The organism is Streptomyces sp. NPDC059895 (assembly GCF_042731035.1).
Lineage (GTDB): Bacteria > Actinomycetota > Actinomycetes > Streptomycetales > Streptomycetaceae > Streptomyces.
The window spans coordinates 1-18,963 of record NZ_JBHWKO010000041.1 but is presented as its reverse complement, the minus strand read 5'-3'; the positions used below and the strand labels follow the sequence as shown (position 1 = coordinate 18,963).

Genomic DNA, 18,963 nt, shown 5'->3' with positions numbered 1-18,963 from the left:
TGTGCTCGGCCGCAGGTCGTACCGCCTATCGTGACCGGCATGCAGTCCTACACCATCGGCCAGGCCGCGCGGCTGCTCGGCGTGAGCCCCGACACCGCGCGCCGCTGGGCGGACGCGGGCCGGGTGGCGACCCACCGCGACGAGACCGGACGACGCCTCATCGACGGCAAGGACCTCGCCGCGTTCTCCGTCGAACTCGCGGGCTCCGGCAGCGGCGAGGAGGGCGCCTCCTACACCTCTGTGCGCAATGCGTTCCCCGGCATCGTCACGGCGATCAAGCTCGGCGACGTCGCCGCCCAGGTCGACATCCAGGCCGGCCCGCACCGCCTCGTCTCCCTGCTGACCCGGGAGGCCGTCGAGGAACTGGGCCTGGAGGTGGGGATGGAGGCCACCGCGCGAGTGAAGTCGACAAACGTACACATCGACCGGGTCTGAGCGAGCGCCCCTCCGCCTCCCGCGGGTTCACCGAGCCCCCATGCCTGAGGCCCGCACGGCGTCGACGCCGTGCGGGTCTCAGGCATGCCGCGCCGCACCCATGACGCACTCCCGGTCATGGAAACGCACATGCGTACCTCAAGACCGGATCAAGCACGCTCATGCGATGCCACAGCAGACTTACCTCTCGCATCTGCGGCATTATGATCGCGCTGGGCCGTTCGAGGGATCGCAGACACCGAGGAGCACACCGTGATGACCCGTACCCCGCGCCGTACCCGCCGGACGCCGCTGGTCACCGGCGCCGCAGTCGCCGCGCTGCTGACCCTGGCCGCGTGCTCGTCCTCGGCGTCCGACGACGCCTCGTCCGCCTCGTCCGCGTCGTCCGCCTCGGGTTCGCCGTCCTCGAACGCGCTCTCCGGCACCGTCACCGTGTTCGCGGCCGCCTCCCTCCAGGAGAGCTTCACGACGCTGGGCGAGGAGTTCGAGAAGGACCACCCCGGCACGAAGGTGACGTTCAACTTCGGCGGCAGCGACACCCTGGCCGCCAGCATCACCAGCGGCGCCCCGGCCGACGTCTTCGCCGCCGCCAGCACCAAGACCATGGCGATCGTGACGGACGCGAAGGACAACGCCACCGCCCCGGTCACCTTCGTCCGCAACCAACTGGCGATCGCCACCCTGCCCGGCAACCCCGAGAAGATCGCGTCCCTCGAGGACCTCACCGCGTCGGGGCTGAAGGTCGTCCTGTGCGACAAGACGGTCCCCTGCGGCGCCGCCGCCCAGAAGGCCCTCGACGCCGGCGGGCTGAAGCTGACCCCCGTCTCCTACGAGCAGGACGTCAAGAGCGCCCTGACGAAGGTCGAGCTGAAGGAGGCCGACGCGGCGGTGGTCTACAAGACCGACGTGCACGCGGCGGGTGACAAGGTGGAGGGCGTGGACTTCCCCGAGTCGGCGGACGCCGTCAACGACTACCCGATCGCGCTCCTGAAGGACGCCCCGAACGCCGGCGCGGCCAAGGCCTTCATCGCCCTGGTGCGGTCGGCGGAGGGCCAGCAGGTCCTGTCCGAGGCCGGGTTCCTCAAGCCGTGACCTCCCCGGCCTCTCCCGCGAAGACCGGTTCCGCGGACGCCCCGGCACGCCCCGGTCCGCGGACCGGCCGGATCCGCACGGGCGTCCCCCTCGCTCTCCTCCTGCCCGCCCTCGTCGGCCTGGCCTTCCTCCTCCTCCCGCTGGTCTCCCTCCTCGTCCGGGCGCCCTGGCGCACCCTGCCCGGGCAACTGACCAGCCCCGAGGTGTGGCAGGCGCTCCGCCTGTCCCTGGTCTGCGCGACGGCGGCGACCGCGGTGAGCCTGGTGATCGGGGTTCCGCTGGCCTGGCTCCTGGCCCGCACGGAGTTCCCCGGCCGCGGTCTCGTCCGCGCGCTCGTCACCCTCCCGCTGGTCCTGCCCCCGGTGGTGGGCGGCGTGGCCCTGCTGCTCGCCCTCGGCCGCAACGGCGTGGTCGGGCAGTGGCTGGACTCCTGGTTCGGCGTCACGCTCCCCTTCACCACGGCCGGCGTCGTGGTCGCGGAGACGTTCGTGGCGATGCCGTTCCTGGTCATCAGCGTCGAGGGCACCCTGCGCGCCGCCGACCCGCGCTACGAGGAGGCGGCCACCACCCTGGGCGCCTCCCGCTTCACCGCGTTCCGCCGGGTCACCCTGCCCCTGATCGCGCCGGGGGTCGCGGCGGGCGCCGTCCTCGCCTGGGCCCGCGCCCTCGGCGAGTTCGGCGCGACGATCACCTTCGCGGGCAACTTCCCGGGCCGCACGCAGACCATGCCGCTCTCGGTCTACCTCGCCCTCCAGAACGACCCGGAGGCCGCGATCGCCCTCAGCCTGGTCCTCCTGGCCGTCTCGATCGCGGTCCTCGCCGGTCTGCGGGACCGCTGGATGACGGCCTCATGAGCACCGACCGCCGCCCCACGGCCGCCACCGGCCCGACCGCAACCGGACCAGCCACCACCGGCCCGACCGCAACCGGACCAGCCACCACCGGCCCGACCGCAACCGGACCAGCCACCACCGACCCGGCCACCACCGACCCGACCGCCACCGGCCCGACCGCAACCGGACCAGCCACCACCGGCCCGACCGGCAAGCGCTCCGTAGGTGTGGGCCCGTCCGCCGAAGGCCCGTCCGCCGAAGGCCCGACCGGCGAAGGCCTCGACGCCCACCTCGTCGTCGACCGCGGCCCCTTCCGTCTCGACGTCGCCCTGACCGCCGCCCCCGGTGACGTCGTCGCCCTCCTCGGCCCCAACGGCGCCGGCAAGACGACCGCCCTGCGCGCCCTCGCCGGCCTCGCCCCGCTCAGCGGCGGCCACCTCCGGCTGGACGGCAGGGCGCTGGAGAGGACGCCGCCGGAGTCCCGTCCCGTCGGCGTGGTCTTCCAGGACTACCTGCTCTTCCCGCACCTGACGGCCCTGGACAACGTGGCGTTCGGCCCGCGCTGCCACGGCGCGTCCCGGGCGCGGGCCCGGGCCGAGGCCGCCGAGTGGCTCGACCGCATGGGCCTGGCCGGACACGCCGGCGTCAAGCCCCGCCGGCTGTCCGGCGGCCAGGCCCAGCGGGTCGCCCTGGCCCGCGCCCTGGCCACCCGTCCCCGGCTGCTCCTGCTGGACGAGCCGCTGGCGGCACTGGACGCCCGCACCCGGCTGGAGGTGCGCGCCCAGCTCCGCCGCCACCTCGACGAGTTCGAGGCCGTCGCCGTCCTGGTCACCCACGACCCGCTGGACGCCATGGTCCTCGCGGACCGTCTGGTCGTCGTCGAGCACGGCGAGGTCGTCCAGGAGGGCGCCCCGTCCGACATCGCCCGCCACCCGCGCACCGACTACATCGCGCAACTGGTCGGCCTGAACCTGTACCGCGGCCGGGCGGACGGCCACACGGTCCATCTCGACCAGGGCCCCGTCCTCACCACCACCGAGCACCTGTCGGGGCCCGTCTTCGTGGCGTTCCCGCCGAGCGCGGTGACCCTCCACCGCGACCGCCCCACCGGCTCCAGCGCCCGCAACCTCTGGCGCTGCGAGGTGGCCGGACTGGAGACCCACGGCGACCAGATCCGCGCCGGCCTCACCGGCGAACTCGCCCTCGCCGCCGACCTCACCACGGTCGCCGCCGCCGAACTCGACCTGCGCCCCGGCGCCCCGGTCTGGGCCACGGTCAAGGCGGCGCAGACGCACGCATACCCGGCATAGAGGTCATGGGGCCCTACGGTGGGGTCCCATGATCCTGAGTATCCGCAACCAGCTCACCGGCACCGTCAGCGACATCACCGCGGGCCAGGTGATGGCCACCGTCAGGGTCCGCCTTACCGGCGGCCCCACGCTCACCGCGGCGATCACGCGGGAGGCGGTGACCGAGCTGGGTCTCGCCCCGGGCTCCGCCGTGCTGGCGCTGGTGAAGTCGACGGAAGTGTCCCTCGCCACGGACCGCGTCGAGGGCCTGTCCATCCGCAACCGGATCCCCGGCACGGTCGTGGGCCTCACCCTCGGCACGGCCATGGCGTCCGTGAAGGTCTCCGTCGCGGCCGGCGAACTCACCGCGGTGATCACCCGGGAGGCGGCCACCGACCTCGGCCTCTTCGTGGGCTCCGACGTCGTCGCGCTGATCAAGTCGACCGAAGTGGCCCTGGCCACGGCCTAGCTAGCCGTGCTGCCCGGGCAGCTCGGTCAGGCCGGGTACGGCCGAGGGCCCCGTCCGGCACGGACGGGGCCCTAGGCTGCCCGCTCAGTCCTCGTACGCGTCCAGCGGCGGGCACGAACAGACCAGGTTCCGGTCCCCGAAGGCCTGGTCGATGCGGCGCACCGGAGGCCAGTACTTGTCGGCGGCGGACACTCCGGCCGGGAAGACGGCCTCCTCGCGCGCGTAGGCGTGCTCCCACTCCCCGCCGAGCGCGGCCGCGGTGTGCGGGGCGTGGCGCAGCGGGTTGTCGTCGGCGGGCCACTGGCCCGAGCCCACCTTGTCGATCTCCGCACGGATCGCGATCATCGCCTTGCAGAACCGGTCGAGCTCGGTCAGGTCCTCGGACTCGGTCGGCTCGATCATCAGCGTGCCGGCCACCGGGAACGACATCGTCGGCGCGTGGAACCCGTAGTCGATGAGCCGCTTGGCCACGTCGTCGACGCTCACCCCGGTCGCCTTGGTGAGCGGCCGCAGGTCGATGATGCACTCGTGCGCGACCAGCCCGCCGGGGCCGGTGTACAGCACCGGGTAGTGCGGCTCCAGCCGCTTGGCGATGTAGTTGGCGGACAGCACCGCCACCTGCGTGGCCCGCTTCAGCCCGTCCCCGCCCATGAGCCGCACGTACGCCCACGAGATCGGCAGGATGCCCGCGGAGCCCCAGGGCGCGGCCGAGATCGGCCCCACGCCCGTCTCGGGCCCGGCGGCGGGCTGGAGGGGGTGGTTCGGCAGGTACGGCGCCAGGTGCGAGCGCACGGCCACCGGCCCGACGCCGGGGCCGCCGCCGCCGTGCGGGATGCAGAACGTCTTGTGCAGGTTCAGGTGTGAGACGTCACCGCCGAAGTGCCCCGGCTTGGCGAGCCCGACGAGCGCGTTGAGGTTGGCGCCGTCGACGTACACCTGCCCGCCGGCCTCGTGCACCCGGGCGCAGATGTCGGCGACGTGCTCCTCGAACACGCCATGCGTGGACGGGTACGTGATCATGAGGACCGCGAGCTCGTCCCGGTGCTTGTCGATCTTCGTCCGCAGGTCCTCGACGTCGATCTCGCCGTCCCCGGCCGTGCCCACCACGACGACCTTCATCCCGGCCATCACGGCACTGGCGGCGTTGGTGCCGTGCGCGGACGACGGGATGAGGCACACGGTGCGCTGCTCGTCGCCGTTGGCCCGGTGGTAGCCCCGTACGGCGAGCAGGCCGGCCAGCTCGCCCTGCGACCCGGCGTTGGGCTGGAGGGACACCTTGTCGTACCCGGTGACCTCGGCGAGACGTTCCTCCAGCTCACGGATGAGCGTGAGGTAGCCCTCCGCCTGCTCGGCGGGCGCGAACGGATGCAGCTGCCCGAACTCGGGCCAGGTGACCGGCTCCATCTCGGTGGTCGCGTTGAGCTTCATGGTGCAGGAGCCCAGCGGGATCATGCCGCGGTCGAGCGCGTAGTCCCGGTCGGCGAGCCGGCGCAGGTAGCGCAGCATCGCGGTCTCGGAGCGGTGCTGGTGGAAGACGGGGTGGGTGAGGATCTCGTCGGTGCGCAGCAGCGCGGCCAGCAGCGCGTCCTCGGTCACCGCGTCGAGTTCCGCGATGTCCCCCTCGACCCCGAAGGCCGCCCAGACGGCGCTCACCTGGGCCCGCCCGGTGGTCTCGTCGCAGGCGATCGACACCTGGTCGGCGTCGACGAGGCGCAGGTTGACGCCGTTCTCGCGCGCGGCGGCGACGACCTCGGCGGCCCGGTCGGGCACCCGCACGGTCAGCGTGTCGAAGAACGAGCCGTGCACGACCTCGACGCCGCCGGCCCTGAGGCCGCCGGCGAGGACGGAGGCGTACCGGTGGGTGCGCCGCGCGATCGTCCTGAGCCCCTCGGGGCCGTGGTGGACGGCGTACATCCCGGCCATGACGGCGAGCAGCACCTGCGCGGTGCAGATGTTGCTGGTGGCCTTCTCCCGGCGGATGTGCTGCTCACGCGTCTGGAGCGCCAGCCGGTAGGCCTTGTTCCCGTCCGCGTCCACGGACACGCCGACGAGCCGCCCGGGCAGGCTGCGCGCGAACTTCTCGTGGACGGCCATGTAGCCGGCGTGCGGCCCGCCGAAGCCCATCGGCACACCGAACCGCTGCGTCGTGCCGACCGCGATGTCCGCGCCCAGCTCACCGGGCGACGTCAGCAGCGTCAGCGCGAGCAGGTCGGCGGCGACGGTGACGAGCGCGCCCAGCGCGTGGGCCTGCTCGATGACCGGCCTGAGGTCGCGTACGGCGCCGGAGGCACCCGGGTACTGGAGCAGCACGCCGTTGATCTCGCGCTCGGCGACCTCGGCCGGGATCCCGTCGCCGAGATCGGCGACGACCACCTCGACGCCCGTCGGCTCGGCCCGCGTCTCGATCACGGCGATGGTCTGCGGCAGCGCGTCCGCGTCGACCAGGAACAGGCCCTTCTTGTTCCTGCCCATACGGCGGGAGAGCGCCATCGCCTCGGCGGCGGCGGTCCCCTCGTCGAGCAGCGAGGCACCGGACGTGGGCAGCCCGGTGAGGTCGGCGACCATGGTCTGGAAGTTCAGCAGCGCCTCGAGCCGCCCCTGGGAGATCTCCGGCTGGTACGGCGTGTAGGCCGTGTACCAGGCGGGGTTCTCCATGACGTTGCGCAGGATCACCGGCGGCGTGAACGTGCCGTGGTAGCCCAGGCCGATCATGGAGTCGAGGACCTGGTTGCGGTCGGCCAGCGAGCGCAGCTCGGCCAGCACCTCGGCCTCGGACCGCGCGCCCGGCAGGTCCAGCGCGTCGGCGTTCTTGATCACATCGGGGACGGCGGCGGCGGTGAGCTCGTCCAGCGAGCCGTACCCGACCTGCGCGAGCATCTTGGCCCGCGCCTCCTGGTCGGGCCCGATGTGGCGCTGCTCGAACGGGTTTGCCCGTTCGAGGTCGGAGAGCGGAATGCGATGGGCGGTCATTGCGGAGGCCTCCTGGTCTGACGCGACCTACGAGGGGCACCACGGCACGGGTACCCGGACGGCCTCCCCCTCTGTCATCTCGACCTGAGAGCTTCACCGGCCGCCCGCGGGCGCCCGGCTTTCACCGTCGGTGAGAGCGGAAGCCATCGACATCCGCCCTGCTTTCCAGAGTGACCTCGTCCGTGCGGTACGTGGGCCTGAGAGATTCCGGGGAGGATTTGCTCCTTCGGCGCCTCCGGTGTTCTCCGGAGGACTCTCCCGCACGGGGTCAGCAGCCGTAGCCAGACTATCAGCGAGGTCAACGGCGTCCTCTGTCGAGTGGCCGCCTTCCCCGAAGTGCTCTTTTGTAGTGCTTACGGATGAGTTGCGACCAAGTGGAGGGCCCGTGCAGACCGACATCGATCCGCGCAACCTGATCGGCCGCAAGGCGTTCGACCGTCATGGCACCAAGATCGGCACGATCGACGAGGTCTACCTCGACGACGCGACCGGCGTGCCGGAGTGGGCGGCGATACGGACCGGCCTGTTCTCCCGGGACGCCTTCGTCCCCCTGGAGCCCAGCGAACTGGTCGAGGGCACCCTGCGCGTCCCCTTCGACCGCGCTCTGATCAAGGACGCTCCGGACTTCGGCGTCGGCCGCCACCTCTCCCCCGAGCAGGAGCTCCAGCTCTACCACCACTACGGCCTCGACGTGGGCGCCCCTCCCCCGGCGCAGGACCACGACTTCGGCACCCTGGCCGGCAGGGACGACGCCTGACCCCGCGGTCAGCCGCAGGCCCGCAGCAGCCGCCCGAGCATCCCGGCGGGGTCGAGCAGGACGCGGGCGCCGTCCCGCACGACGCGCCGGGTACCGGCGTCGACGGGGTCCGTGCGCGCCCAGTCCGGCGAGCCGATGTTCACCTCGACCTCCAGCCCGGAGGCGGTGACCTGCCGCCACTCGGTGACGGGCCCCCACGCCTCGACCCGGACCACCTCGCCCAGGGCGAGCTCGCGGAGCCAGGCGTCGTCGTCGGGGTACCCGGCCGCCCGGGTCGTCAGGACGACGAGATCGACGTCGGAGTCCGGCCGCGCCGCGCCCCGGGCCCATGAGCCGACCAGCAGCACTCCGACGACGTCGCTCCGGCCGAGGGCCCACGCCGTGACCCGCTCCACCACCGTCCGGACCTCGGCACGCCGCTGCGGGGACACCCCGGAAGGACTCTCCCCGGTCACCGAACGGCCCCCGGCCGCCCCGCCGGCACCCCGCCCGCCGACTCCGCCTCCCCAGCCGCGTCCCCCGCGTCCTCCATCGCGTCCCCCGCGTCCGCCCTCGCGTCGCCCGCGTCCTCCACCCCGTCGTCCGTCATCGGGGCCTTGTCAGGTCTTCGCCGGACCAGCGGCAGCGGATCCGCCGGCTCCAGATCCGCGTCGTCCGTCCGGAACGTGCGCACCCGCCCCACCTCCGACTGCGGTGTCTCGAACCGCACGGTGACCCGCCCCAGGCCACTGCCCTGCACCCATCCGTGCCCCAGCACGGCATGCCGCACATCGTGCCCCGGACGCCACTGGTGCCCGTCCGGCACCGCGTCCTCCCGCACCGGCTCGTCCGGCACCTCCTCCTCCACGCCCTCCGCCCTCTCCTCGGCCGCCTGCGCGAACAGGTCCTCCTGCGTGAAGTCGGCCAGGCCGCTGACGCCGACCCCGAGCAACCGCACCCCGCCCGTGGTGTCCACCGCGTCCAGCAGGCGGCCGGCCGCCTCCCGCACCACCGCGGGATCGTCCGTGGGCCCCCGCAGGGTCTCGGACCGGGTGAGGGTGGAGAAGTCGTACCGCCGCACCTTCAGCACGATGGTCCGCCCCGACAGCCCGGCCCCCCGCAGCCTGCGCACACACCGGTCGGCCAGCCGCCGCACCTCCAGCTCGACCCGCACCCGGTCATGGATGTCCACGTCGTACGTGTCCTCGACCGACACCGACTTCGTCTCCCGCTCCGCCACCACAGGGCGGTCGTCCCGCGCCAGCGCCATCGCGTACAGGCCGTGCCCGTGGGCCTTGCCCAGCAGCCGCACGAGCTCGTCCTCACCGGCCTCGACGATCTCGTCGACCGTGGTGATCCCCGCCCGGCGCAGATGGTCACCGGTCGCCGGACCCACCCCCGGCAGGGTCCGCACCGGCATCGGCCCGAGCAGCGCCCGCTCCGTGCCCGGCTCGATCAGCACCAGGCCGTCGGGCTTGGCCTGCTCCGAGGCGATCTTCGCGAGCATCTTGGAGCCGGCCAGCCCCACCGATCCGGTGAGGCCGGTGACCGCGCGGATGTCCGCCCGCAGCCGCACCCCGGCCAGCCGCGCCGACTCGCCGTCCCAGGCCGCCTCCCCCGCCTCCAGGTCCACGAACGCCTCGTCCAGGCTCAGCGGCTCGACCAGCGGGGACAGGGCCCGCAGCAACCCCATCACCTGATCGCTGATCGACCGGTAGAACGCGAAGCGCGGGGTGAGGTAGGCGGCGTTCGGCGCCAGCCGGCGGGCCTGGGCCATGGGCATCGCCGAGTGCACACCGAAGACCCGCGCCTCGTACGAGGCGGTCGCCACCACCCCGCGCGGCCCCAGCCCGCCCACGACGACGGCCTTCCCGCGCAGACTCGGCTTGGACGCCTGCTCCGCCTGGGCGAAGAAGGCATCCATGTCGAGATGCAGGATCGTGGGCGCTTTTCTCACATCTCCGATGCTGCACCACACCACTGACAACGGCACCGGACCGCCCGGATCGGCACCGCTGCGCTCCCGGACCGCCCGCAACACCGTCCCGCTGCCGCAGACCGCCGCCCGGCACCCTTCCGGTCCAGGACCGCCCGCCAGGTGCACTTCCCGGTCCGGGACCGCCCGCCCGGCACCCTTCCGGTCCCGGACCGCCCGCCAGGCACCCACCGGGTCTCAGACCGCGCCAGGTCTCAGACCGCCCGGTTGCGCCGCCGCGCCAGCTCGTCCGCCGGGTTGTGCCCGACGAGTGTCTCCCCGGTGTCCACCCGCTCGCCGTGCAGCTGGGACAACGCGCTCTCGACGTCCCGCCACACCACGCCCACCGCGATCCCGAAGATGCCCTGACCGCCCTGGAGCAGCGCGTGCACCTCGTCCGGCGAGGTGCACTCGTAGACCGTGGCGCCGTCGCTCATCAGCGTCATGCGCTCCAGATCGCGAAACCCGCGCTCACGCAGGTGCTGGACGGCGGTGCGAATGTTCTGCAGTGACACACCGGTGTCGAGGAACCGCTTGACGATCTTCAGGACGACGACGTCCCGGAAGCTGTACAGCCGCTGCGTGCCGGACCCGTGAGCGGGCCGCACGCTCGGCTCTACGAGCCCGGTGCGCGCCCAGTAGTCCAGTTGCCGATAGGTGATGCCGGCGGCCGCACAGGCCGTCGGACCCCGGTAGCCGATCTGCTCGGACGCCATGGACGCCGCCCCTCCGCCGCTCGGCACGGCCGCCGGTCGCTGGGGTGCGAGGTCGGCCGCGCCACCGTGCGGGGGGTACCCCCTGCCCGAGCGCAGCCGAGAACTCGGGGAAGGGTACGGACCGCTCCCCCCGACACCGAATCCGGGGGCACCCCCAGCCGTACCGTCGCCGCTGCTTCCCACGCCGACCTCCGTCCTTGACCTGCCTTCTCGACGGTAGGCAGTCACCAGGGGTGCGTCAACGATCGCCACACTCGCCACGCCGAGTGATAATCACCCAAGGAGTGGTTTCCCGCACCCCACCGCGGGGAAAGGCTAGCCGAATGCGCGGAGCGGGAACCGTGGGACGCCCTCACGGGCCACCGGCACATGCCGCTCCCGGGACGCCCCCGGGCGCCCCTTCCCCGCGCGGCCCGTCCCGTCGGCCGGGCACCGCCCGCTACTGGTTGCTGGTGCCGAAGTCCTCCGGCGAGATCTGGTCGAGGAACTCGCGGAACTTCTCCACCTCGTCCTCCTGCTCGTCCGGGATGGCGATGCCCGCGTCGTCCAGGACCGTGTCACTGCCGTAGATCGGCGTCCCGGTGCGCAGCGCCAGCGCTATGGCATCGGACGGGCGGGCACTCACCTCGACACCGCTGGCGAAGACCAGCTCGGCGTAGAAGACGCCCTCACGCAGGTCCGTGATGCGCACTTCCGTGAGCTCTTGGCCGACGGCCTCCAGCACGTCCTTGAACAGGTCGTGGGTCAGCGGCCGCGCGGGAGCCATGCCCTGCTGGGCGAAGGCGATGGCCGTCGCCTCCCCCGGTCCGATCCAGATGGGGAGGTAACGGTCGCCCCCCACTTCACGCAGCAGCACGATCGGTTGGTTGGAGGGCATCTCGACCCGGACACCTACGACATCGAGCTCGTTCACACAGCAACCCTAGGCCGTGCCCGGGACGTTTGGGTAGTCGGGCCGGGAACGGGTGACCGATCCGGCCTCCCGGAGCACCCACGCGTCAGGGCAGCCGCACCCCGAGCGCGATCTGCACGAGCGCCGCGTGCAACCGCACCGTCAGCCCCGCGAGCTCCTTCGTACGGGCCTCCGCATGTGCCCTGGTCTGGGGATTGCGATGCCGCCTGAGCGGGGCGACCACCTGGTCCACGAGCCCGGCCTCACGGTCCGCGGCGGCCTTCATCACCCGCAGGTGCCGGGGCTCGATGCCAAAACGCCCCAGCTCGGCGACGAGCGAGGCCACCGTGGCCGCCTCCGCGTCGTACACCCCGTCCTCCAGAGGTACCAGGAGCCCGTACGACTCCCACTCCTCCAGCTCCGGCTCCTCGACCCCCGCGGCCGCCAGCAGCTCGGCCCGTCCGATACGGGCCACCGTGGGCACGTCGGGCAGCTCGGGCACGGCCTCCCCGTCGCGCTGCCGGCCCACCGTCGGCAACGGCGCGGCCTCACCGCGCTCCATGGCGTCCAGATGCTCCCGGATCACCTTGAGCGGCAGATAGTGGTCCCGCTGCATCCGCAGCACGTGACCGAGGCGCTCGACATCCGCCGCACTGAACTTGCGGTACCCCGAAGGGGTCCGCTCCGGCTCGACCAGCCCCTCCGACTCCAGAAAGCGGATCTTCGAGATGGTGACGTCGGGGAACTCGTCACGCAGCACGTTCAGCACCGCGCCGATGCTCATCGGACCGCCGTCCGCGGCGGCGGTGCCGTGACCGGCACCGCCCCTCGGTGTTCGCAGCATGGACCTTCCCTGGGGATACCCCCGGACGAAGCCCGGGGGGAGGGTCAGTAGCCTCGCTGGCTCGCGTAGAAGACCAGCCGGTACTTGCCGATCTGCACCTCGTCACCGTTCGACAGAGCGACCTCGTCGATCCGCTCCCGGTTGACGTACGTGCCGTTCAGACTGCCGACGTCGGCCACCGTGAACGAACCGTCCGGCCGGCGACGGAACTCCACATGACGGCGCGAGACGGTCACGTCGTCGAGGAAGATGTCGCTCTGCGGGTGACGCCCGGCCGTGGTCAGGTCGCCGTCCAGCAGGAAACGGCTGCCCGAGTTGGGCCCGCGGCGCACGACCAGCAGCGCGGAGCCGAGCGGCAGCGCGTCCACCGCGGCCTGCGCCTCGGGGGAGAGCGCCGGCAGCTGGGTCTGACCGGTGGCCTCGGAGTCGTAGGCCTCGAGACCGGAGATGGAGATGGTGGAGGTCGTCTCCGACGCGCGCTCGGGCGTCAGACCGGGCCTCAGCGGCGCGCCGCAGTTGGAGCAGAAGCGGCTGTTCTCCGCGTTGCGGTTACCGCACCTCGTACACACCAGGGCTGACATGGGGGAAAACCCTCCACCCGTACTCGAGGTCGACGGTTGGCCGAAACCTATGCCGCCGGCCTGGGCAGGGTCAACCGACGCCGCGCCCTGGCCTCCCGGAATGTCACCGCCCGGACCAGCCACCTGGTCGCGGAACAGCGGCCGCTCACCTTCCGCCTCGGGCTGTGCGCGATGACGGGCGGTCGCGTTGTCGCTGCCCTCTCGCGCGCTCTTGCCGAACAACTTCGCAAACAACTTCACGGGCGATTCCCCTTGACCGAAACAGACCCGCCCGTGGGGCAGGACGAACCCTGACTGAATACACCGGCCGACCCGGACACCTTCACAACGTCCGTATCCACCAGACAGTTTCCACCACGCACCACCCGATCGGTGCGTCGACCCCCCGCAACCTCATGCCCCTGCCGGACGGCCCCCATGCACCCCCGGTTCACTGGGAGGACGACCGAGCGTAGTCAGGCTGCTGCGCCACTCGCAAGGCGTCCACGACGATCTTGGTCGATCGCTCGACGGTCACGGTGGCCTGCTCCTTCTCGAGAGTCTGCACCACGCCTCCAGGAATGTTGAGCGCCGGTTCGAGGTCCTGCGGCTTGCCGATGACCTTGAAACGATAGGGCGCGTTGATCTTGTTCCCGTCGACGCTCACGCTCTTGCCGGAATCCGTCAGAAACGTGTCGGCGACGACCCGTACACCGTTCACCTGGATCGCCTCCGCCCCCGCGGCGCGCAGCTCCTGGATCGCGTCGAGCAGCATGTCCGCCTCGACCGTCCCCTTCGTGTCCTCGATGGTCATGGTGATACCGGGCCCCTGGGCGGCCACTGTTCCCGCCAGGACACCCAGCTGCTTCTCCTTCTCGACCGTCTGCTTACGCGCTTCCTCGGCCTGGTCGGAACTGTTCTCCAGCTCCTGCCGCTGCTCCTCGAGACCTTGCTTCTCGTCCTCAAGACGCTGAGTGCGGTCATCGAGTTCATCGAGGATGCGGACGAGATCTTCCTGGCGCGCGCCGCGCAGGGCGTTGCCGCTCTCGCTGTTGGAGGCGACCTGGACGGCCAGACCGAATCCGAGGCCGAACAGCAGCACGGCGACGATGAGTTGGGCCCGGGTGACGCGCGGCGGCCACAGCCCCTTCACCAGCCGCTGCCGCCCCGTCAGCTCGGGCTCCGAGGCCCGTCCCGGCCCCTGCTGTTGCGCGGGCACCGAGGGAACCTCCGCGGGCAACTCCCTGCGCAGCCGGGTCGTCGCCGTGTCGTCCCGGTCCGACCCGTTGCCGTGCGACTCGTGACGGTGCGTCCCGCTCCGGTGCGTCCCGCTCCGGTGTGTCTCGTCCCGGTGTGTCTCGTCCCGGCGTGTCTCGTCCTGGTTGTTCATCGGCCTCACGCCCGGAACACGTGCCGGCGGATCGCCGCGGCGTTGGAGAAGATGCGGATGCCGAGGACGACCACCACACCCGTGGACAGCTGGGACCCGACGCCCAACTCGTCGCCCAGGAAGACGATCAGCGCGGCGACGACCACGTTCGACAGGAACGACACCACGAAGACCTTGTCGTCGAAGATCCCGTCCAGCATGGCCCGCAGCCCGCCGAACACCGCGTCCAGTGCCGCCACGACGGCGATCGGCAGGTACGGAACGACAGCGGCCGGAATCTCGGGCTGGACCAACAGGCCGGCCACGACGCCCACGACGAGGCCCAGTACGGCGATCACGATGTGTCCTTCTCAGTTATCGGCTGTGCTGTACGTACGATCACACTCGGCGCGGCGGGCACCCGGACGTCGTCCTGCACGGAGATCGCGGTCCGGATGCCGAAGTTCTCCTGCAGGGCGTGCAGGTACAGCCCGTCGGCGCTGTCCTGGAACCGGGTACTGAGGTTCTGCCCGTCCCCCACCGCGAGCACCGTGTACGGCGGCACCAGCGGTTTGTTGTCGACCAGTATCGCGTCGCCCGCGGCCCGGATCGCCGACAGCGCCGTCAGCCGCTGCCCGTTGATGGAGACCGCCTCGGCGCCAGAGGCCCACAGCCCGTTCACCACACGCTGCATGTCACGGTCGCGCACTCGTCCGGTGTCGGAGAACCCGGATGTCTCGCGGGGGTCGCCGTCACCGCCGGTGGAGGCTTCCTCGGCGTCGTCCACGACGAGTTTGATCCCTGGCCCGTGCACCGCGACGGCGCCCGCCAGCATGCCCACCAGCTCCGCCTGATCGCCGCCGCCGCTGTCCCTGAGCGCTTCCCGCTGCCGGGCGCTCACGTCGGCGCGCAGGTCGTCGACGGTGTCCTCGAGCTCGTCCGCCGCCTCGGTCTCGCGGTCGATGCGGTCGATGAGCTCCTCGCGCTCCTTGGCGACGACCGGGGCGGCGGTCCGCGCCTGGGCCGCGCCGACGGTCACCACGAGGGCCGCGAGGACCAGCCCGGCGGCCAGTCCCAGCCTGGCCCGCAGGGTCCTGGGCAGGCCCCCGGTGCCGTCGGCCTGTTTCCGGGCGGCCGCCTCGGCGTACCCGTCGTCGAGGCTGTGGTCCATGACGTTGGTGAGCAGCGACATGGACGCGTCCGGGCGCGAGGCGCGCGCGGGTGTGCTCCGAACGGGGGGCTGCTGCGGCATGCCGCACATCGTCGCATGTCGCGGCCACTACCTGTGAACGACCCCACCGGCGTGCCGGACAGGCCCTCTCGAGGACACCTGTCCGGCACGCGCGCGTGGACCTGCCGTCACCGCCCGGCGCTGTCCACCACCGTCGCCCACTCGTCCAGCAGTGCCTGCGCGGAGGCGTCGTCCGGGCCTTCCGCCCACAGGTGCGTGACGGCCTCGGCGGGGTCCGGCAGGACCATGACCCAGCGTCCGTCCGTCTCCACCACCCGGACGCCGTCGGTGGTGTCCACGAAGCGGTCTCCGGCCGCCTCGACGACCCGCCGCATCACGAGCCCCTTCACGGCCCACGGGGTCGCCAGATCCCGCTTCAGGACGTGTGCCCGCGGGATCCGCGCGTCGATCTGGCTCAGCGTGAGCTGCGTCCGGGCCACGAGCCCGATCAACCGCACGAAGGCCGCGGTCCCGTCGAAGACGCTGCTGAACTCCGGGACGATGAACCCGCCCTTGCCGTCTCCGCCGAAGATCGTCGACTCGTCCCGCCCGACCCGGGTGAGGTCGTCGGGCGAGGTCGTCGTCCACTCGACCTGCGTCCCGTGGTAGGCCGCCACCTGCTCGGCGATCCGGGTCGTCGTCACCGGCAGGGCGACCCGCCCGCTGCGCCGCTCGGCGGCGACCAGGTCGAGCATCACGAGCAGCGCCCGGTCGTCCTCGATGATGCGGCCCTTCTCGTCCACCAGGGACAGCCGCTCACCCACGGGGTCGAACCGCACGCCGAACGCGGCCCGCGAGGACGCGACGATCTCGCCGAGCCGTACGAGCCCCCGGCGACGCATGTCGCCGGTCTCCGTGGGCCTGGACTCGTCCAGACCGGGGTTGATCGTCAGCGAGTCCACGCCGAGCTTGCCGAGCAGGCTCGGCAGGACCAGGCCGGCGCTTCCGTTGGAGGCGTCGACCACGACCTTCAGGCCGGCCTCGGAGATCCCGGTGGTGTCCACGTTCCGCAGCAGCGACCCGGTGTAGGAGTCGAAGACGCTGGCCGGGAAGTGCAGGTCCCCGATCTCGCCGGGGAACGCCCGCCGGTACTCCTGCCGCGCGAACACCCGGTCCAGCTTCCGTTGACCGCCCTGCGACAGATCGGCGCCCTGTCCGTCGAAGAACATGATGTCCACGGAGTCCGGCACCCCGGGCGAGGTCCGGATCATGATGCCGCCGGCGCTGCCCCGAGCGGTCTGCTGCCGCGCCACCGGCAGCGGTACGTTCTCCAGGTCCCGTACGTCGATGGCGCTGGCCTGGAGCGCGGAGATGACCGCCCGCTTCAGGGCCCGGGCACCACGGGAGTGGTCGCGGGCGGTGGTGACGGTGGAGCCCTTCTTCAGGGTCGTGGCGTAGGCGCCGGCCAGACGCACGGCCAGTTCGGGCGTGATCTCGACGTTCAGGATGCCGGAGACACCGCGGGCCCCGAAGAGGTGCGCCTGTCCGCGGGACTCCCAGATCACCGACGTGTTGACGAACGCGCCGGCTTCGATGGTCTTGAACGGATAGACCCGCACATTGCCCTGCACGATCGATTCTTCACCGATCAGGCATTCGTCACCGATGACGGCGCCGTCCTCGATCCGGGCGGCCCGCATGATGTCGGTGTTCTTGCCTACGACGCATCCGCGCAGATTGCTGTGCTGTCCGACGTACACGTTGTCGTGGACGACGGCCTTGTGCAGGAAGGCGCCGCTCTTCACGACGACGTTGGAGCCGATGACGCTGTGTTCGCGGATTTCCGCGCCGGCCTCGACCTTGGCGTAGTCACCTATGTAGAGGGGGCCGCGCAGAACGGCGTCGGGGTGGACTTCGGCGCCCTCGGCCACCCATACGCCCGGGGAGATCTCGAAGCCGTCGAGTTCGACGTCGACCTTGCGTTCGAGCACGTCGGCCTGGGCCTTCACATAGCTCTCGTGCGTGCCGACGTCCTCCCAGTAGCCCTCGGCGACATAGCCGTAGATCGGCTTGCCCTCCTTCATGAGCTGCGGGAAGACGTCACCGGACCAGTCGACGGGCACGTCGGCCTCGACGTAGTCGAAGACTTCGGGTTCCATCACGTAGATGCCGGTGTTCACAGTGTCCGAGAAGACCTGGCCCCAGGTCGGCTTCTCGAGGAAGCGCTCGACCTTGCCCTCCTCGTCGACGATCGTGATGCCGAATTCCAGCGGATTGGGCACGCGCGTCAGGCAGACGGTGACCAGCGCGCCCTTTTCCTTGTGGAAGTTGATCAGTTCGGTGAGGTCGAAGTCGGTCAGTGCATCGCCGGAGATGACGAGGAAGGCGTCGTCCTTCAACGCCTCCTCCGCGTTCTTGACGCTTCCCGCGGTACCGAGTGGCTTCTCCTCGTTGGCATAGCTGAGCTCCATTCCGAGCTCTTCACCGTCACCGAAGTAGTTCTTGACCAGTGACGCCAGGAACTGCACAGTGACGACGGTCTCGTTGAGCCCATGCCTTTTGAGCAGCCGCAGAACGTGCTCCATGATCGGCCGGTTGGCCACCGGCAGGAGCGGCTTGGGCATGCTCGAGGTCATAGGGCGAAGGCGCGTGCCTTCGCCTCCGGCCATCACGACGGCCTTCATGTCGGAAGCGTCCTCCTTGAAGAGACGACGGTCTAGCCGACTTCACCCGTCCAGATTGTCCCGCACTTCTCGGCGGCGGGCCATCGAGCCACTTCTCGACAGGGGATCGGCGAGCTCAGTCGGCCATGGCGTCCGCACGGACCAGGCGGCGGACTTGTACCACGTAGAGGACTCCTGCCCACCAGTAGAGCGTTGTACCCCATCCGGCGAACGCCCATCCGAAAATGGCAGCGAGTGACGCCGGCCATCCGGTTCCGTCACTGAGCAGGAGAAGCGGGAAGGCGTACATCAGGTTGAAGGTGGCCGCCTTGCCCAGGAAGTTCACCTGTGGCGGCGGATAGCCGTGCCGTCTGAGGATGCCGACCATCACCAGCAGGACCAGTTCCCGCGCGAGAAGTACAGCCGTCAACCAGAGGGGCAGAATGTCCCGCCAGGTGAGGCCGATCAGGGTCGAGAGAATGTAGAGCCGGTCCGCGGCCGGGTCGAGGAGCCGGCCGAGGCTGCTGACTTGGTTCCAGCGTCGCGCGAGCTTGCCGTCCAGGTAGTCGCTGACCCCGCTCAGGGCCAGTACCAGCAGGGCCCAGCCGTCGCTCTGCGGCCCCCCGAACTCAGGCCTGAGGATCAGCCACAGGAACAGCGGTACGCCGAGGAGACGCGCCATGCTGAGGATGTTCGGGATGGTGAGGACCCGGTCGGTCTGAACACGGGTCTCCTGGACCTCCACCCGGGGGCCTCCAGTAGGAAACGAGCCAACGATGCTCCCTGACCTTACCTCAACGCAAAAAAGCTCTGGCCCCCGGGCTGTGTGCCCAGGAGCCAGAGCTCCAAATTTAGTTCGGCGGCGTCCTACTCTCCCACAGGGTCCCCCCTGCAGTACCATCGGCGCTGTAAGGCTTAGCTTCCGGGTTCGGAATGTAACCGGGCGTTT

At 71.2% G+C, this 18,963-nt stretch carries 18 protein-coding genes, 1 rRNA gene and 1 riboswitch; of the genes, 6 read left to right on the top strand and 13 right to left on the bottom strand.

Annotated elements, in window-relative coordinates:
- The first annotated feature begins 39 nt into the window (after positions 1 to 39).
- From ACFV9M_RS32765 to ACFV9M_RS32745, 5 genes are all read left to right on the top strand, one after another.
- On the top strand, positions 40 to 435 hold the full coding sequence (locus ACFV9M_RS32765) for a molybdopterin-binding protein (RefSeq protein ID WP_385074085.1): 396 nt from the start codon (positions 40 to 42) through the stop codon (positions 433 to 435).
- Between the two features lie 255 nt (positions 436 to 690).
- A complete protein-coding gene (gene modA, locus ACFV9M_RS32760; protein ID WP_385074082.1) occupies positions 691 to 1,527 on the top strand; it encodes a molybdate ABC transporter substrate-binding protein in 837 nt (278 codons plus the stop codon).
- Positions 1,524 to 2,381 carry an ABC transporter permease gene (locus ACFV9M_RS32755; protein WP_385074080.1) on the top strand — a complete coding sequence of 286 codons (858 nt, stop codon included), beginning with the start codon at positions 1,524 to 1,526 and terminating at the stop codon, positions 2,379 to 2,381. Before modA ends, ACFV9M_RS32755 begins: the two co-directional genes overlap by 4 nt.
- On the top strand, positions 2,378 to 3,670 hold the full coding sequence (locus tag ACFV9M_RS32750; RefSeq protein ID WP_385074077.1) for an ATP-binding cassette domain-containing protein: 1,293 nt from the start codon (positions 2,378 to 2,380) through the stop codon (positions 3,668 to 3,670). The genes ACFV9M_RS32755 and ACFV9M_RS32750 overlap by 4 nt, the downstream gene beginning before the upstream one ends.
- Positions 3,671 to 3,698: 28 nt before the next feature.
- Positions 3,699 to 4,118 (top strand): molybdopterin-binding protein, encoded by a 420-nt coding sequence (locus ACFV9M_RS32745; protein ID WP_385074074.1) that lies wholly within the window; start codon positions 3,699 to 3,701, stop codon positions 4,116 to 4,118.
- Between the two features lie 84 nt (positions 4,119 to 4,202).
- Here ACFV9M_RS32745 and gcvP read toward each other — a convergent pair whose 3' ends face one another.
- The gene (gene gcvP, locus ACFV9M_RS32740) at positions 4,203 to 7,088 is read right to left on the bottom strand and encodes an aminomethyl-transferring glycine dehydrogenase (protein ID WP_385074072.1); all 2,886 of its coding nucleotides are present in this window, start codon (positions 7,086 to 7,088) and stop codon (positions 4,203 to 4,205) included.
- Positions 7,089 to 7,263: 175 nt separating this feature from the next.
- Positions 7,264 to 7,359: riboswitch (glycine riboswitch) on the bottom strand.
- Positions 7,360 to 7,473: 114 nt separating this feature from the next.
- On the opposite strand from gcvP, the gene ACFV9M_RS32735 reads away from it, so the two are divergent.
- A complete protein-coding gene (locus ACFV9M_RS32735; protein ID WP_385074070.1) occupies positions 7,474 to 7,845 on the top strand; it encodes a PRC-barrel domain-containing protein in 372 nt (123 codons plus the stop codon).
- Positions 7,846 to 7,853: 8 nt separating this feature from the next.
- On the opposite strand, the gene ACFV9M_RS32730 is transcribed toward ACFV9M_RS32735, so the two are convergent.
- From ACFV9M_RS32730 to rrf, 12 genes are all read right to left on the bottom strand, one after another.
- The gene (locus ACFV9M_RS32730) at positions 7,854 to 8,276 is read right to left on the bottom strand and encodes a nucleotidyltransferase domain-containing protein (protein ID WP_385074067.1); all 423 of its coding nucleotides are present in this window, start codon (positions 8,274 to 8,276) and stop codon (positions 7,854 to 7,856) included.
- Positions 8,277 to 8,296: 20 nt separating this feature from the next.
- Positions 8,297 to 9,781, bottom strand: coding sequence for a DNA polymerase IV (locus tag ACFV9M_RS32725; RefSeq protein ID WP_385074064.1), 1,485 nt, complete (start codon positions 9,779 to 9,781; stop codon positions 8,297 to 8,299).
- Positions 9,782 to 10,014: 233 nt separating this feature from the next.
- Positions 10,015 to 10,698: a MerR family transcriptional regulator gene (locus ACFV9M_RS32720; protein ID WP_385074062.1), complete on the bottom strand. Its 684-nt coding sequence runs from the start codon at positions 10,696 to 10,698 to the stop codon at positions 10,015 to 10,017.
- A gap of 256 nt (positions 10,699 to 10,954) precedes the next feature.
- A complete protein-coding gene (locus ACFV9M_RS32715) occupies positions 10,955 to 11,428 on the bottom strand; it encodes a bifunctional nuclease family protein (protein WP_004934251.1) in 474 nt (157 codons plus the stop codon).
- 85 nt (positions 11,429 to 11,513) lie between these two features.
- Positions 11,514 to 12,251, bottom strand: coding sequence for a MerR family transcriptional regulator (locus tag ACFV9M_RS32710; protein ID WP_385074059.1), 738 nt, complete (start codon positions 12,249 to 12,251; stop codon positions 11,514 to 11,516).
- Positions 12,252 to 12,295: 44 nt separating this feature from the next.
- On the bottom strand, positions 12,296 to 13,180 hold the full coding sequence (locus ACFV9M_RS32705) for an FHA domain-containing protein (protein ID WP_385074141.1): 885 nt from the start codon (positions 13,178 to 13,180) through the stop codon (positions 12,296 to 12,298).
- An 82-nt stretch (positions 13,181 to 13,262) separates the two neighbouring features.
- A complete protein-coding gene (locus ACFV9M_RS32700) occupies positions 13,263 to 14,201 on the bottom strand; it encodes a DUF881 domain-containing protein (protein ID WP_385074057.1) in 939 nt (312 codons plus the stop codon).
- Between the two features lie 5 nt (positions 14,202 to 14,206).
- Positions 14,207 to 14,539 carry a small basic family protein gene (locus ACFV9M_RS32695; protein WP_030798533.1) on the bottom strand — a complete coding sequence of 111 codons (333 nt, stop codon included), beginning with the start codon at positions 14,537 to 14,539 and terminating at the stop codon, positions 14,207 to 14,209.
- Positions 14,536 to 15,441, bottom strand: a complete 906-nt coding sequence (locus ACFV9M_RS32690) for a DUF881 domain-containing protein (protein WP_385074054.1) — start codon at positions 15,439 to 15,441, stop codon at positions 14,536 to 14,538. The genes ACFV9M_RS32695 and ACFV9M_RS32690 overlap by 4 nt, the downstream gene beginning before the upstream one ends.
- 98 nt (positions 15,442 to 15,539) lie before the next feature.
- Entirely contained in the window at positions 15,540 to 18,035 is a 2,496-nt protein-coding gene (locus tag ACFV9M_RS32685) for a sugar phosphate nucleotidyltransferase (protein ID WP_385074051.1), read from the bottom strand.
- A gap of 115 nt (positions 18,036 to 18,150) precedes the next feature.
- Complete coding sequence (locus ACFV9M_RS32680) at positions 18,151 to 18,759, bottom strand: CDP-alcohol phosphatidyltransferase family protein (RefSeq protein ID WP_385074048.1); 609 nt, start codon at positions 18,757 to 18,759, stop codon at positions 18,151 to 18,153.
- Positions 18,760 to 18,868: 109 nt separating this feature from the next.
- A 5S ribosomal RNA gene (gene rrf, locus ACFV9M_RS32675) occupies positions 18,869 to 18,963 on the bottom strand; the annotation flags it as partial.